The organism is Acuticoccus kalidii, assembly GCF_021556395.1.
GTDB classification, from domain to species: Bacteria; Pseudomonadota; Alphaproteobacteria; order Rhizobiales; family Amorphaceae; genus Acuticoccus; species Acuticoccus kalidii.
In genome coordinates this window covers 356,635-369,933 of sequence record NZ_JAKGCS010000036.1, presented here as the reverse complement: position 1 = coordinate 369,933, position 13,299 = coordinate 356,635, and the positions used below count along the sequence as shown (strand labels likewise).

Annotated in this window: 12 protein-coding genes; 6 read left to right on the top strand and 6 right to left on the bottom strand. The window is 68.0% G+C overall.

All coding sequences use genetic code 11. The features are described from left to right. Window positions 1–119: 119 nt before the first annotated feature. From L1787_RS22695 to L1787_RS22670, 6 genes are all read right to left on the bottom strand, one after another. Window positions 120–1,700: an ABC transporter substrate-binding protein gene (locus L1787_RS22695; protein WP_235711388.1), complete on the bottom strand. Its 1,581-nt coding sequence runs from the start codon at window positions 1,698–1,700 to the stop codon at window positions 120–122. Between the two features lie 112 nt (window positions 1,701–1,812). Then, window positions 1,813–2,271: a RidA family protein gene (locus tag L1787_RS22690; RefSeq protein ID WP_235711387.1), complete on the bottom strand. Its 459-nt coding sequence runs from the start codon at window positions 2,269–2,271 to the stop codon at window positions 1,813–1,815. Then, entirely contained in the window at window positions 2,271–3,236 is a 966-nt protein-coding gene (locus L1787_RS22685; RefSeq protein ID WP_235711386.1) for an NAD-dependent epimerase/dehydratase family protein, read from the bottom strand. The genes L1787_RS22690 and L1787_RS22685 overlap by 1 nt, the downstream gene beginning before the upstream one ends. After that, a complete protein-coding gene (locus L1787_RS22680; protein WP_235711385.1) occupies window positions 3,220–4,230 on the bottom strand; it encodes an ABC transporter ATP-binding protein in 1,011 nt (336 codons plus the stop codon). The genes L1787_RS22685 and L1787_RS22680 overlap by 17 nt, the downstream gene beginning before the upstream one ends. After that, a complete protein-coding gene (locus tag L1787_RS22675) occupies window positions 4,227–5,267 on the bottom strand; it encodes an ABC transporter ATP-binding protein (protein ID WP_235711384.1) in 1,041 nt (346 codons plus the stop codon). Before L1787_RS22675 ends, L1787_RS22680 begins: the two co-directional genes overlap by 4 nt. Continuing rightward, window positions 5,254–6,387, bottom strand: a complete 1,134-nt coding sequence (locus L1787_RS22670) for a mandelate racemase/muconate lactonizing enzyme family protein (RefSeq protein WP_235711383.1) — start codon at window positions 6,385–6,387, stop codon at window positions 5,254–5,256. Before L1787_RS22670 ends, L1787_RS22675 begins: the two co-directional genes overlap by 14 nt. Before the next feature lie 207 nt (window positions 6,388–6,594). On the opposite strand from L1787_RS22670, the gene L1787_RS22665 reads away from it, so the two are divergent. The 6 genes from L1787_RS22665 (at window position 6,595) to L1787_RS22640 (ending at window position 13,211) form a co-directional block, all read left to right on the top strand. Further along, window positions 6,595–7,464, top strand: coding sequence for an alpha/beta hydrolase (locus tag L1787_RS22665; protein WP_235711382.1), 870 nt, complete (start codon window positions 6,595–6,597; stop codon window positions 7,462–7,464). Next, window positions 7,461–8,111 (top strand): cupin domain-containing protein, encoded by a 651-nt coding sequence (locus L1787_RS22660; protein WP_235711381.1) that lies wholly within the window; start codon window positions 7,461–7,463, stop codon window positions 8,109–8,111. The genes L1787_RS22665 and L1787_RS22660 overlap by 4 nt, the downstream gene beginning before the upstream one ends. A gap of 120 nt (window positions 8,112–8,231) precedes the next feature. Continuing rightward, on the top strand, window positions 8,232–9,233 hold the full coding sequence (locus L1787_RS22655) for an SIS domain-containing protein (RefSeq protein WP_235711380.1): 1,002 nt from the start codon (window positions 8,232–8,234) through the stop codon (window positions 9,231–9,233). Between the two features lie 178 nt (window positions 9,234–9,411). Continuing rightward, the gene (locus L1787_RS22650; protein ID WP_235711379.1) at window positions 9,412–10,980 is read left to right on the top strand and encodes a serine hydrolase; all 1,569 of its coding nucleotides are present in this window, start codon (window positions 9,412–9,414) and stop codon (window positions 10,978–10,980) included. 23 nt (window positions 10,981–11,003) lie between these two features. After that, window positions 11,004–11,963, top strand: coding sequence for an NAD(P)-dependent oxidoreductase (locus L1787_RS22645; RefSeq protein ID WP_235711378.1), 960 nt, complete (start codon window positions 11,004–11,006; stop codon window positions 11,961–11,963). Window positions 11,964–12,098: 135 nt separating this feature from the next. Further along, window positions 12,099–13,211, top strand: coding sequence for an alkene reductase (locus tag L1787_RS22640; protein WP_235711377.1), 1,113 nt, complete (start codon window positions 12,099–12,101; stop codon window positions 13,209–13,211). The last annotated feature ends 88 nt before the right edge of the window (window positions 13,212–13,299 follow it).

Here is a 13,299-nt window from a genome sequence, read left to right as displayed (position 1 = left end):
CGCCTGTCACTTACGGGAAAAGAGGACGGGCCGCGCACGGCCCGGTCTGCATACGATCCGGCGGACCGAGGCGGCCCGCCGTGCCGGCGGAGCGGACCGACGTCCGCCCCGCTCGAGGCTCACTCGCCGACGTAGGTCCGGGCGAGGCCGTAATACCAGCCCGTCGGATGCTGGCTGAAGTTCTGCACCTTGCCGTTCTTCACCGTCACGTGGTCGGCGGAGAAGAGCATGATGGTCGGCACCGTCTCGGCGAGAACCTTCTGGAAATCGGCGTAGATTTCCTTGCGCTTTTGCGGATCGCTTTCCGCCCGCCCCGCGTCGAGGAGCGCGCTCGCTTCGTCATTGTTCCAGTTGCGGAAATCCGCGCCTTCCGGCTGCTTGTGGAAGTGACGATAGAAGAGGAGGTGCGGATCCGGCTGCGAGGCCCAATCGTTGAAGGTGAACCCCATCGTCTTGCCGCGGAAATTGTCGATCCACACGCCGAGATCGACCCGCTGGATGTTGAGATTGATGCCGATCTCGGCGAGCTGCTCCTTGAGCGTCACCGCGGCCGGATCCATCCAGTCATAGCCGTTGATGGTGGTGAGGGTGAGGTCGAACCCGTCCGGATGGCCGGCCTCGGCGAGCAGCGCCTTCGCCTTTTCGACATCGCGCGACATGAACGACAGCTCGTCCGTCGGCACGCCCCACGCATCGGCCATGCCGGCCGGCATCGTGGTGATCACTTCGCCATAGTCGCCGACGGAGGCGTTCTTGATCTCCTCCTTGTCGACGGCGAGCGCGATCGCCTGGCGCACGCGCACATCGTCGAGCGGCGCGAGCTCGGCGCCGAGATCGATCGGCTTCTGGTTCAGCGACGGCCAACGCTCCACTTCGAGGCCCTCGACCGATTCCACCTGCTGCACGTCCTGCGGCCGCTCGAGCTTCACGAGGTCGATGCGGTTGTTGCGCAGGGCGACCAGCATCGACGCGCTGTTCGGCAGGAAGGCGAAGTCGATTTCGTCGAGATAGGGAACGCCCTCCTCCCAATAATCCTCATTGCGCTCGAGGAGGAGGTTGGAGTTCGGGTTGAACTCGACGAGCTTGAACGGTCCGGTGCCGACGCTCTCGGCGTTCATCCGGTTCTTGGCGCTCGGATCGTCGAAATAGCCGGCGGGGACGACCGCGCCATACTTGTTGCCGAGCGTCATCGGGAGCGAGGCGTTCGGCGCCGAGAGGATGAACTTCACCGTCAGCGGATCGACCACCTCGACATTCTCGATCACGGAGAAGTCGCCGGCGCCGGGGGAGCCGTTCTCGGGATCGCGAATATAGTTGTAGCTGTAGGCGACGTCCTCGGCGTCCATCGCCTCGCCATTGTGGAAGACGACGCCGTCACGCAGCTTGATCGTGTATTCGAGGCCGTCTTCGGAGACCTCGAAGCTCTCGGCGAGCAACGGGATCGCCTCGCCATTGCCCCCTTCATAGAAGAGGCCCTGATACATGAGGACGGTGACGCGGATGCGCGCGTCGGCGGCCTGGTGGAACGGGTCGAGGCCGGGCGGCTCGACGAGGAGGCCCATATTGAGCGCTCCGCCCATCGTCGGATTCGCGGGGATCGGACCATAAAGATCCTCGGCGAACGCGCCCGGCGCCGTGATCGCCGCCACCCCGCACAGGAGGGCGCCGACGAAGGCCCGCTTCAGTGAATGTCTGGTCATCTCGTCTCTACCTATCCCCTCTTCTCTGCCGTGTTTTCATCGGAAGGACCGGCCGGAAGCGCGGCGGGCCCGCATGGCCTGTCGCGGCGCCGGCCTCCCCTTCGCTTCGATCTCAGTCCCGCACGGCGACGATCATCTCGATCTCGACGGGCGTGTTGCGCGGAAGCTCGGCGACGCCGACCGCCGCGCGGGCATGACGCCCCGCCTCGCCGAAGATCTCGCCGATCAGGTTGGACGCGCCGTCGATCACCTTCGGCTGCGCATTGAAGCCCGGCGCCGAGGCGACATAACCGTTGACCTTGAGGATCCTGACGATGCGCTCCAGCGAGCCGAGCTCGGCCTTCAGGCACGCGAGCGCCTGGAGGATGCAGATCCGGGCCTCGCCCTGCGCGGTTTCGAGGTCCACCTCCGCGCCGACCTTCCCGGTGACGCGGATCTCGCCGTCGACCTTCGGAAGCTGGCCGCTCACATAGGCGACACCTTGGTGCACGGTGACGGGCACATAATCGAAGGACGGCACCGCCGCATCCGGCAATGTCAGCCCCAATTCCTTCAGGCGCGCTTCGTACATCAAACCTCCTCGGTGAGCATGTCGGCGACGACCTCGTCGAGCCCGCGCGCCGGGACGAATCCGGCATCGCGGCGAAAGCGAGCATCGTCGATCAGGGGAAAGGTGTTGGCGGCCGGCCGCTCGGTGTGCGTGACGCGGTATCCCGGCACGCGCGCCTCGGCGGTGCGGATCACGTCCGACAGACGGGCGGTGAAGCCGTTGATGTTGTAGACGGCACTGAGGTCCGGGGTGCGCAGCGCGGCAAGGATCGCGCCGGCGACGTCGGAGACGTGCATGAGGTCCATCGGATCGTCATGGAAGGCGACCGCGTGCACGGCGCCCGGCCGCGCCGCCGAGGCGATCTCCGCGATCGCGCTCGCCGCGCCCTGATACCAGAGCCCCTCACCGAGGACGAGCGGCAGGCGAAGGCCGGTGATCGCCATCGCGTGCCGGTCGCGGCCATATTGGGCGATGTCCTCGCCGAGGACTTTGGTGAGGCCGTAAAAGGTCACGGGGGCGCGCATCGCGTCCTCGTCGACCCGTTCGGGCCCGTAGCGGTCGGCCGGCCCGTAGACGACGGTCGACGAGGTCCACACGACACGGGCGACCCCGGCCTCGCGCGCCGCCTCGAACACGTTGCGCAGGCCCGCCACGTTGACGGCGAGCGCCTTGTCGGCCGCCTCGTCGCCCGAGCGCATCAGCCCTTGCCGGCCGGCGCTGTAGGCCGCTGTCGTGACGATCGCCTCCGCGCCACTCGCCGCGATCGCCCGCGCAAGGGCGTCCCGGTCCTCGACGGAGCCTTCGGTTTCCTCGAAGCGGCCGGCGAGCGGGGCGAGGAGATCGTCCGCCATCGGCGGGCCGAAGACGTGCACCGCCGCGCCCGCCTCGACGAGCGCCCGCACCACATGGGAGCCGACGAAGCCGCGCCCGCCGACGACGAGGACGCGCGCCGGGAGCGCGCCACGCGGATCAGAGGGTGAGGTCATCGCGGATGCATGCCTTCTTCTGGCCGGGCGCGACCTCGCGCAGCTCGGGAACCGTTTCGGCGCACGCGGCGATCGCGAAGGGGCAGCGCGTGCGGAACACGCAGCCCGACGGCGGATTGGCCGGCGACGGGATCTCGCCGGCGAGGATCAGCCTGTCCTCAGCCGAGCGCGCGCCGGGGACTGCCTGGAGCAGCGCGGCCGTATAGGGATGGGCGGGGTTTTGATAGAGCTGCCGCGTCGGCGCGACCTCCATCACCCGCCCGAGATAAAGCACCATCACGCGGTCGGAGATGATCTCCACCACCGACAGATCGTGACTGATGAACATCAACGAGAGGCCGAGCTCGCGCTGGAGGCGCTGCAGGAGGTTCACCACCTCGGCCTGAACCGACACGTCGAGCGCGGAGACGGGCTCGTCCGCCACGATGAAGCGCGGTGCGGAGGCAAGCGCCCGCGCGATCGCCACACGCTGCCGCTGCCCCCCCGAGAAGGCGCGCGGATAGCGCTTCATCTGCTCGGCCGTGAGGCCGACCTGCTGCATCAGCCCCTCGGCGAGCTCCACCGCCTCGCGGCCCTTGACGCCGCGATGGAGGGTGATCGGCTCGAGCAGCGCGTCGCGGATCGTCATGCGCGAGTTGAGGCTCGCGAACGGATCCTGAAAGATCATCTGCATGTTGCGCCGGAACGCGCGCAACTCCCCGGACGACAAGCCGTTGAGGTCCGTCCCGTCGAACGAGACGGTGCCCTCCGTCGCCTCGATGAGGCGAAGCACCAGGCGGCCGAGGGTCGACTTGCCGGACCCCGATTCACCGACGACGCCGAGCACCTCGCCGGCCGCGATCGAAAGGTCGACGCCTTCGACCGCGCGCACCGGCCGCGACTTCGACGACAGGAGCCCGCCCCCGCCACCGAAATGCTTGGTGAGGCCGCGCGCCTCGACGAGCGGACGCGCCGTGCTCGCCGCCTCCCGTTCCATCTCCGCCACCTCGCTCATAGTGCGATCTCCCGCCAGCGCAGGCAGCGCACATCGTGGCTCGGGTCGACCGCTTCGAGGACCGGCTCGATCTCCGCGCAGCGCGGTTCGGCAAAGGCGCAGCGCTCGTGAAAGCGGCATGCGTCGGGTGGGGAGAGCGGGTTGGGAAGGAGGCCCGGAATGGGTTTGAGGCCCGTACCCTCGGCGACGCCGTAATCGCGGCGCGGAATGCAGTCCATCAGTGCCTTGGTATAAGGATGGCGCGGGCGGGCGAGCACGTCCTCGACGGGCCCCTCCTCCACCACCTGGCTCGCATACATGACCGCGACGCGATCGGCGATTTCGCCGACCAGCTTCAGGTCGTGCGTGACGAAGATCATCGCCATCCGGTGCCGCTCCTGAAGCCGCTTCAGGAGGGCGATGATCTGGGCCTGGATCGTGACGTCGAGCGCGGTCGTCGGCTCGTCGGCGATGAGAAGGCGCGGCTCGCAGGCGAGCGCCACGGCGATCATGATGCGCTGGCGCATCCCACCGGAAAGCTGATGCGGATAGGCGTCGATGCGCCGTTCGGGGTCGGAGATGCCGACCTCTTTGAGGAGGGCGAGCGCCTCCTTGCGGGCGGTGCGGCGGTCGTGCCCCTTGTGGATGCGGATCGGCTCGGCGATCTGCTCGCCGACGGTGAACATCGGATTGAGGCTCGACATCGGATCCTGAAAGATCATCGCGATGTCGCGGCCCCGCAGGCGCTGCATGTCGGGCTCCGGCAAAGCGAGGAGATCCACCGCCTCCCCCTCCCGGCCGCGGAAGGTGACGCTTCCGCCCGTCACCCGCGCGCTGGTGCGGGCGAGAAGGCGCATCACCGTGAGGCCGGTGACGGACTTGCCCGACCCCGACTCGCCGACGATTGCGAGCGTTTCACCCTCGCGGACCTGAAGCGTCACGCCGTTGACGGCCTTCACCACCCCGGCATCGGTGAAGAAATGGGTCTTGAGATCGCGGATCGCGAGAACGGTCCCGACCGGGACGGCGCCAGCCGGCGCGACCTCAGCGGACGGCATAACGCTCGACCGCATCGAGATCGACGTCCACGCCGAGGCCGGGGCCTTCGGGCACGGCGATCCGGTTTCCATCGGGGACGATCGGCGTCTTCAGGATCTCGCTGCGCAGCGGATTGTGGCCGAGATCGTATTCGAGAAGCGTCGGCTTCGGGATATTGTCGGCGTGCGGATAGACTGGCAGCGCGGCGATATAATGGAGCGCCGCAGCAAGCCCGATCGCGCCGCCCCAGACATGCGGGCTGACGCGCACATGGCTCGCGAGGGCGAGCTCGGCGACCTTGCGCCCCTGCCAGAAGCCGCCGCACAGCGTGAGGTCCGGCTGGAGCACATCGGCGGCGTTCGCGTCGGTCAGACGCTTGAAGTCGAACGCGGTATAGAGCGCCTCGCCGGTCGCGATCGGCACCGCGACGCGTTCGTTGAGGCGGGAGAGGCCCGCGACGTCCTGCGGGGCAAGCGGTTCCTCGACCCAGCCGACCCGGTAGGGCGCGAGGCGGGCGATGGATTCGAGCGCGATATCGTGGGTGTAGTTGGTGTTGATGTCGACGAGGAGCTCGACGTCATCGCCGAGAATGCGCCGGGCGGTCGCGACACGGGTCTCGTCGCTCGCGGGCGACACGCCGATCTTGATCTTCACCGCCGCATAGCCCGCTTCGGCCATCGCCTCGATCTGCGGCGCGAAATCGGCATCGGGCGTCTCGGTCAGATAGCCGCCGGAGGCGTAGAACGGGACGGCATCGACGCGCTTGCCGCCGATCAGCCGGCTCACCGGCAGGCCGAGCAATTTGCCGGCGGCGTCCTTGGCGGCGATGTCGATGCCGGAGATCATCGCCATCATCTGGTTCTGGATGCCGAAATGATAGTGCCGCGCGAGGATCCGGCCGAACACGTGTTCGATATCGAAGACGTCGGTGCCGACGATGTAGGCCGCGAGGAAGCGCTCATAGACAAGGTTGACCTCGGGCATCCCCCAGGCCTCGCCCCATCCTTCGGTTCCGTCTTCGAGGGTGAGCCTCACCAAGGTCGACTGGCGCCCGCCGGAGAGCGACTTCGACATCCCATACGCCTTCCCCTCGGAAAGGGGGGCGGTCAGGGCGATGCACTGGACCGACGTGACTTTCACCGCGTTCTCCCTATCGCGCGCCGGATCGCAACCGTTTACGCCCAAATCCGACTCAATCTGGCGTCTGAAAGAACCATTATCGTCCGTGCGCCGCAAGACCGGATTGGGATTTTTCTCACCATACGCTAGCAATTTAAGTTATGGAGACCAGGGCATTTTGCCCCGTCAATTTCTCGCCCAATGCGCACCGATTGAGGAGACGCCTTCATGACGAGTCCGCCGATCTGGACCAGTCTGACGCCAGAAGAGCACGAGTTCCAGTACAATCCCCAGAACGCCGTGCCGGATTATGAGCGTTATCGGGCCCATCGCGCGCCGGCCAATGATGCCGCGAAAACGCTGACGCGTCACGAGAGCGTCGCCTATGGCGACCATCCGCTCCACACGCTCGATATCTATCCGGCGGGTGACAGAGCCCCGGTCCATCTCTTCCTGCATGGCGGTTATTGGCGGGCGCAGGACAAGGCGAATTTCGCCTTTATCGCCGGTACGCTGGTGCCGCGCGGCATCACCACCGTGATCGCCAATTATGAGCTGTGCCCGGCCTCGACGCTCGACGCGGTCGCCGCCTCGGCCATTGCGGCGATGGATTTCATCGCGCGCAAGATCGGCGATTTCGGCGGCGATCCCGCGGCGATCACCCTGTCCGGTCACTCCGCCGGCGCCCATCTCGGCGCCGAGATCATCGCCTATGATTGGGCGCGCGAAGGCTTCACCGCCCCGGTCAAAGGCGCGACGCTGATCAGCGGCATCTACGACCCGACCCCCGCGCGGCTGACGACCGTCAACGCCGAGCTCAATCTCACCGAGGCGCTCATCGCCCGGCGCAATGTGGAGGCGCGGTCGCCGCTCCTGTCATGCCCGGTCGCCCTTTTCGTCGGCGGCAAGGAGCCGTGGCACTGGATCGACCAGAGCTATCGCTATTCGCACCATTTGCGACGCAATGGGCTCGATCCGGCCGTGCATGTCCTGCCCGGGTTCAACCATTTCGACATTCTCGACGAATATCTCGACGCCGACAGCCTTCTCGTCCGCTCGATCCTCGGCCATGCGAAGCGCGCGAAGGCCGCATCATGACGCCCGCCTCGGCCACCCCCGCCCGCTTCCGCCTCACCGTCTATGACGCGGAGCCGGGCATCACGCTGCCGGCGGACGGCACCGTCTTCGTCTACGCCGTCTCAGGCGCGCTCACCCTCATCGGCCCGGACGGCGACGTCCGAGACCTCGGCGAGGACGACGGCGCCTTCGCGCCGAACGGGGCCCGGCTGGGCGGCAACGGACGCGCGTGGATCTATCGTCTCGCCGCGCCGGACGCCGCGTCCTTGGAGGGCGCCGAGATCGTCCGATCCGAACTCGTCAGGCCGACCTTCGGCCCGGCGAGCCTCGTGCGGGCGGACCGGATCGAATCGCCGCCAGGCGCCGCGACGCCGCGCCATGGCCATCGCGGGCCGGGTATCCGCCGCCTCGTCTTCGGCCGCATCCTCGCCGAGGTCGGCGACACGGTCGAGCGGATCGACGCCGGCATGGCCTGGTTCGAGACCGGCGCCGACATGGTGGTCGGCACCAATATCGGCGGCACCAATGCGGCGTTCGTCCGGGTGATGGTCCTTCCCGCCGAGCTCGAAGGGGGCAAGTCGTCCTTCATGGCCGCCGACGCGGCGGAGGCAGCCAAGCCGCGCGCGGTCCAGAACAGGCTCTTCGGCGAGGTCCTGATCGACGGCTGACGCTTTTGCCGCGCTGGCATTTTCGCCTGCTTTCGTGATTGTCTGATCGGATGCCCGGCCGGTCTCGGCCGGGCCCAACAAGACGCCACGAACCAAGTGGAGCGAGAGGAACCGCGCCCTATGTCAGATCGAGCCGGCGAGAGCCACCGCCGGATGGCGCGTGAGGTGAGCATTCAGCCGAAAGCCCTCGGCGCTGCCCTCCCTCTTCTTCTCGACGCCGCCGCGATGCTCGCGGTGGAGAACACCCGGCCCGTCTGGATCACCGGCGCCGACGCACGGACGGCGGGCCTTTGCGTCGCCGGTCTGTTTCGCGATGGCGGCTTCGACGTCCGCCCCACCTTCGCCGCCGATATTCTGTGGCACAACGCACCGCGTCCGGGGGAGACTTTGATCGCCCTCTCCCATGGCGGCCGGACACGGCGCACGATCGAGGCGCTCGCCGTGGCGCGGACGCGGCGCGCGCGCACCATCGCGCTGACGACGGATGCGGAAAGCCCGCTCGCCCGCCTCGCCGAGCAGGTGCTTCTCCTCCCCCTGCCGGCACGCACCGACACCCATCCCGCGGCGCTCGGCATGATGATGACGGTCCTCGCCCTTGCCGTACTCGCCCGCACGCCGCAAGAGACGTGCGCCGACGCCATCGACCGGCTCGACCAGGCCTACGCGCCGTTCGCGCGCGAGGCCGCGCCGGTCGCGGCCGGGCTGAAGGCGGACGGACGCTGCGTCTTTCTCGCGACGGGGCCGGCGCTCGGCCTCGCCGATTACGGGGCGAACCTCGCGCGGCGCGCCGGCGTCGACGCCATGGCGCTCGAGGCCGAGAGCGCCACCCATTGCGCGGCCCATGCCTTCCGCGCCGGCGACCATGCCGTCCTTCTCGGCGACGGCAGCGCGGCGGACGCGCGGACGGCAGCGCTCGGCGCGGGGCTCCGCCGGCTCGGCCTGTCGGTGTCGCGGGCAGGATTTTCGCCGGCCAACCGTCTCGCCGCGCTGTTCGAGGCGGCGCTCTGGTGCCAGCTTCTGTCCCTCACCCTTGCGACGCGCCGGGGAACCGACCTCGCCGGCCCTCACGATGGAGTGGCGGCCGAGGTGCAGCGCGAATGGCTCGCCTGGGAGGCGCCATAACGTCACACCAAGGGAGCGATCTCTGACCGGCGGCCGCCCACCCCTTTCGCCCGCGCCGGTTCTTGCGCGGCTGGCACGGCATATGCTGCCGGCGAACGAGGGCATGCAAATCCGAAAGATCGCGTAAGAAGGGATCAGAACCGACCCGAGAGTCGGCGATCCAAGAAGGGTGATTGCAATGACGTCGATCCGCGCCGCGCGAGCCTTTTCGCTCCGAAACGGCCTCCGAGCCCTCCTCGCCATCGGCGTCCTCGCCGCCCCGATCGCGGCAGAGGCCGACGAAGCGGTGACCAAGGAGCGGATCGACAGCGCCGTCGCCGCGCTCGACGGGATCGCCGAGACGATCCTGGAGCGCACCGACGTGCCCGGCCTCGCCGTGGCGGTCGTCCATGACGGGACGATGATCTATTCCAACGGCTTCGGCGTCCTCGAAGTGGGCAAGGCCGCGCCCGTCCGCGCCGACACCGTCTTCCAGATCGCCTCGCTGTCGAAGTCGCTCGCGGCGTCGGTCGTCGCCCACCAGGTCGGCGAAGGGGCCGTCGCCTGGAACACCCCGGTTCAGACCCTGATGCCGGATTTCGCCCTCGCCGATCCCTGGGTGAGCGAGCACGTCACCGTCGGCGATCTCTTTGCGCACCGGTCCGGCCTTCCCGACCATGCGGGGGACGATCTGGAGCTTCTCGGCTATGGCCGCCAAGCGATCCTCGACCGGCTTCGCCTCCTCCCCCTCAACGCCTTTCGCGACAGCTACGCCTATACCAATTTCGGCCTGACGGCGGCCGCCGAGGCGGTCGCCCGCAATGCCGGCACGGAGTGGGAGAGCCTCTCCGACACGGTGCTCTACGCGCCGCTCGGCATGGGCGCCACGAGTTCCCGTTTCGCCGACTTCGCCGCCATCGAGGACCGCGCGGTCGGTCACACGCTGATCGACGGTGCGTTCGCGCCCGTCACCGTGCGGATGCCCGATCCCCAATCGCCCGCCGGCGGGGTGAGCTCCACCGTGGAGGATTTCGCCCGCTGGATGATCATGGTGCTCGATGAGGGCCGTTATGAGGGCGAGGACATCGTGAAGAACGGTGCGCTCCTGCCCGCCCTCACGCCGCAATCGGTCTCCGACCCCACGACCTCGGCCGCGAGCCTGCCCAGCTTTTACGGCTTCGGCGTCGGTGTCGGAACGCGCGGGCCGGGCGTCGTCGCGCTCAGCCATTCGGGCGCCTTCGTCCTCGGCGCGGCGACGACCTACGTGATGCTGCCGTCCGAGAAGCTCGGCATCGTGGTGTTCACCAACGCTCTGCCGATCGGCGCGCCGGAGGCTGTCTCGGCCGAATTCATCGACCTCGTGATCAATGGTGAGGTGCAGCGCGACTGGTTGAGCCTCTTCCGCGGCGCGATCGGCCCGCTCACCGACCCGGTCGGCGAATATGTCGGCAAAACGCCGCCGTCGGACGCGGCCCCCGCCGGACCGCTCGCCGACTATACGGGCGTTTTCGAGAGCGCCTATTTCGGCAAGGCCTCCGTCGCGCTCGACGGCGAGACGTTGACGCTGACGGTCGGCGAGGACGAGCAGCATTTTGCGCTCAGCCCCTGGTCGGGCGACATCTTCACCTTCCCCGTGCTCAACGAGAACATGCCGCACGGCTCCATCTCCGCCGTCACCTTCGATCGCGACGGCGCGGCGAGCACGGCCCTCACTATAGAGTTTCTCGACGAAAACGGTCTCGGTCGCTTCGACCGGGCCGAGCCCTGATCGACAAAAGGATCCGATCCCCGATGACCGACTACGTGCTCGTATGCGTCGACGCCGCGCCCTATGTCAGCCGGCTCGCCGACATCTGCAACATCGTCGACGCGCGCCGCTCCATCGCCGCCGTCGACGAAACGGTGCGCGCACGCGCCGAGATCATCGTGACCAGCGGCCTGCGCGGCATCACGCGCGAGGAGATCGCGCTTTTGCCGTCCCTCAAGATGATTTCGTGCATCGGCACCGGCTTCGATGCCGTCGACATCGAGGCGGCGGCCGAGCGCGGGATCTTTGTGACCCACGCCGCCGGCGCGAACGCGAAGGCGGTGGCCGATCATGCGATGGGACTGCTTCTCGCCGTGGTCCGCGCAATTCCGGCCTATGATGCGGGCGCGCGCAAGGGCGGATGGCGCGAGCTGATGCCGGAGCGCTCGATGATCGGCGACAAGCGGATCGGCCTCGTCGGCATGGGCGGGATCGGGCAGGCGCTCGCCCGGCGCGCCGCCGGCTTCGACATGGAGATCGCCTATCACGCGACCGCCCCGAAGCCGGACCTTCCGTGGCGCTATGTCGACAATGTGGTGGACCTCGCCCGCGACGTCGACTGCCTGATCGCCTCCGTGCCCGGCGGGTCGGCCACGTACCATATGATCGGCCGCGACGTGTTCGAGGCGCTCGGCCCGAACGGCTTCTTCGTCAATGTCGGCCGCGGCAGCGTCACCGACACCGAGGCCCTGATCGACGCGCTCCGAAACGGGACGATCGCCGGCGCCGGGCTCGATGTCTTCGAGAACGAGCCGGGCATTCCGAAAGCGCTTCTCGACGTGCCCAATCTCGTCGTCACGCCGCATGTCGGAGGGGTCGCCCTCGAGGCGCAGGATGAGGCGGCGGCACGCCTTCTCGCCAGCGTCACCGCCCTCCTCGCCGGCAATCAGCCGCCCGGCATCATCCCGCCGCTGCGCGCCCGCTTCGAGAAGAGCGCCGCCTGAGAGAACGCGCCCCACCCCTCCGCCGCGGCGAATCGAGAGGGTGGGGATGGACAATAGGTGCTACTACACCAAATAGGAGGAATCGCGGGCGGGAGAGCCCCGCCCCTCACGCCCATCGTTGAAGGATCGTTCTCTATGGCGAACGCTGAGCTCTTCGCGCCGATCGATATGGGGCCCATCCACCTTGCGAACCGCATCGTGATGGCCCCCCTCACCCGCAGCCGGGCCGGCAAAGGCGACGTCCCCCAAGCCATGCACGTCACCTATTATCGGCAGCGCGCGAGCGCCGGCCTCATCATCAGCGAGGCGACGCAGATCTCCCCCGAGGGCAAGGGCTATGCCTGGACGCCGGGCATCCACTCCGCAGAACAGGTCGAGGGGTGGAAGCACGTGACCGACGCCGTCCACGAGGCCGGCGGGAAGATGGTGCTTCAGCTCTGGCATGTCGGGCGCATCTCGCATCCCGATCTTCAGCCGGGCGGCGCCCTTCCGGTCGCCCCCTCCGCCGTCAAGCCGGAGATGAAGGCGTTCACCGAGGCCGGCTTCAAGGATATCTCGACGCCCCGCGCGCTCGAGGCGAGCGAGTTGCCGCGCATCGTGGAGGATTTCCGCAACGCAGCGACCAACGCGAAAACCGCCGGTTTCGATGGCGTCGAGATCCACTCGGCGAACGGCTACCTCCTCCACCAGTTCCTCGCCGACAAGACCAACCGACGCGACGACGATTATGGCGGCTCGATCGAGAACCGGATGCGCTTTCCGCTCGAAGTGGTCGATGCGGTCGTCGGCGTGTGGGGCGCCGAGCGCGTCGGAATCCGCATCTCGCCGGTGAGCCCGGCGAACGACATCGCCGATTCCGATCCCGGCTCGCTCTTCACCGCCTACACCAAGGCGCTGTCCAAGCGCGGCCTCGCCTATCTCCACGTCATCGAAGGGGCAACGCGCGGCGAGCGCGATCCGGCGGTCTTCAAGCCGTGGACGCTGAAGGAGGACTTCAGCGGGCTTTATATGGGCAACAACAACTACACCCGCGCGCTCGCGATCGAGCGGGTGGCGGACGGCCTTGCCGATCTCGTCTGCTTCGGGCGGCCGTTCATTTCCAATCCCGACCTGGTGGAGCGGCTGAAGCTCAACGCCCCGCTCGCCAAATGGGACGAGGCGACCTTCTATGGCGGCAACGAGATCGGCTACACCGACTATCCCCCACTGACGGACGAGGAGGTGGCGCGCTACGCCGCTGCCGCCTGACGCGCGGCCCTCAGTTCACGCCACAAAAAAAAGCGCCTCCGTTCGGGGGCGCTTTTTCGTATCGCCCTTGGGGGCGTGAGACGGACCG

Bases quoted from the DNA above. Each gene is read 5' to 3' on its own strand.
- L1787_RS22640 (WP_235711377.1), top strand. From the start codon at position 12,099: ATGGCGAACGCTGAGCTCTTCGCGCCGATCGATATGGGGCCCATCCAC.
- L1787_RS22650 (WP_235711379.1), top strand. From the start codon at position 9,412: ATGACGTCGATCCGCGCCGCGCGAGCCTTTTCGCTCCGAAACGGCCTC.
- L1787_RS22665 (WP_235711382.1), top strand. From the start codon at position 6,595: ATGACGAGTCCGCCGATCTGGACCAGTCTGACGCCAGAAGAGCACGAG.
- L1787_RS22690 (WP_235711387.1), bottom strand. From the start codon at position 2,271: ATGTACGAAGCGCGCCTGAAGGAATTGGGGCTGACATTGCCGGATGCG.
- L1787_RS22645 (WP_235711378.1), top strand. From the start codon at position 11,004: ATGACCGACTACGTGCTCGTATGCGTCGACGCCGCGCCCTATGTCAGC.
- L1787_RS22695 (WP_235711388.1), bottom strand. From the start codon at position 1,700: ATGACCAGACATTCACTGAAGCGGGCCTTCGTCGGCGCCCTCCTGTGC.
- L1787_RS22655 (WP_235711380.1), top strand. From the start codon at position 8,232: ATGTCAGATCGAGCCGGCGAGAGCCACCGCCGGATGGCGCGTGAGGTG.
- L1787_RS22675 (WP_235711384.1), bottom strand. From the start codon at position 5,267: ATGCCGTCCGCTGAGGTCGCGCCGGCTGGCGCCGTCCCGGTCGGGACC.
- L1787_RS22680 (WP_235711385.1), bottom strand. From the start codon at position 4,230: ATGAGCGAGGTGGCGGAGATGGAACGGGAGGCGGCGAGCACGGCGCGT.
- L1787_RS22660 (WP_235711381.1), top strand. From the start codon at position 7,461: ATGACGCCCGCCTCGGCCACCCCCGCCCGCTTCCGCCTCACCGTCTAT.
- L1787_RS22685 (WP_235711386.1), bottom strand. From the start codon at position 3,236: ATGACCTCACCCTCTGATCCGCGTGGCGCGCTCCCGGCGCGCGTCCTC.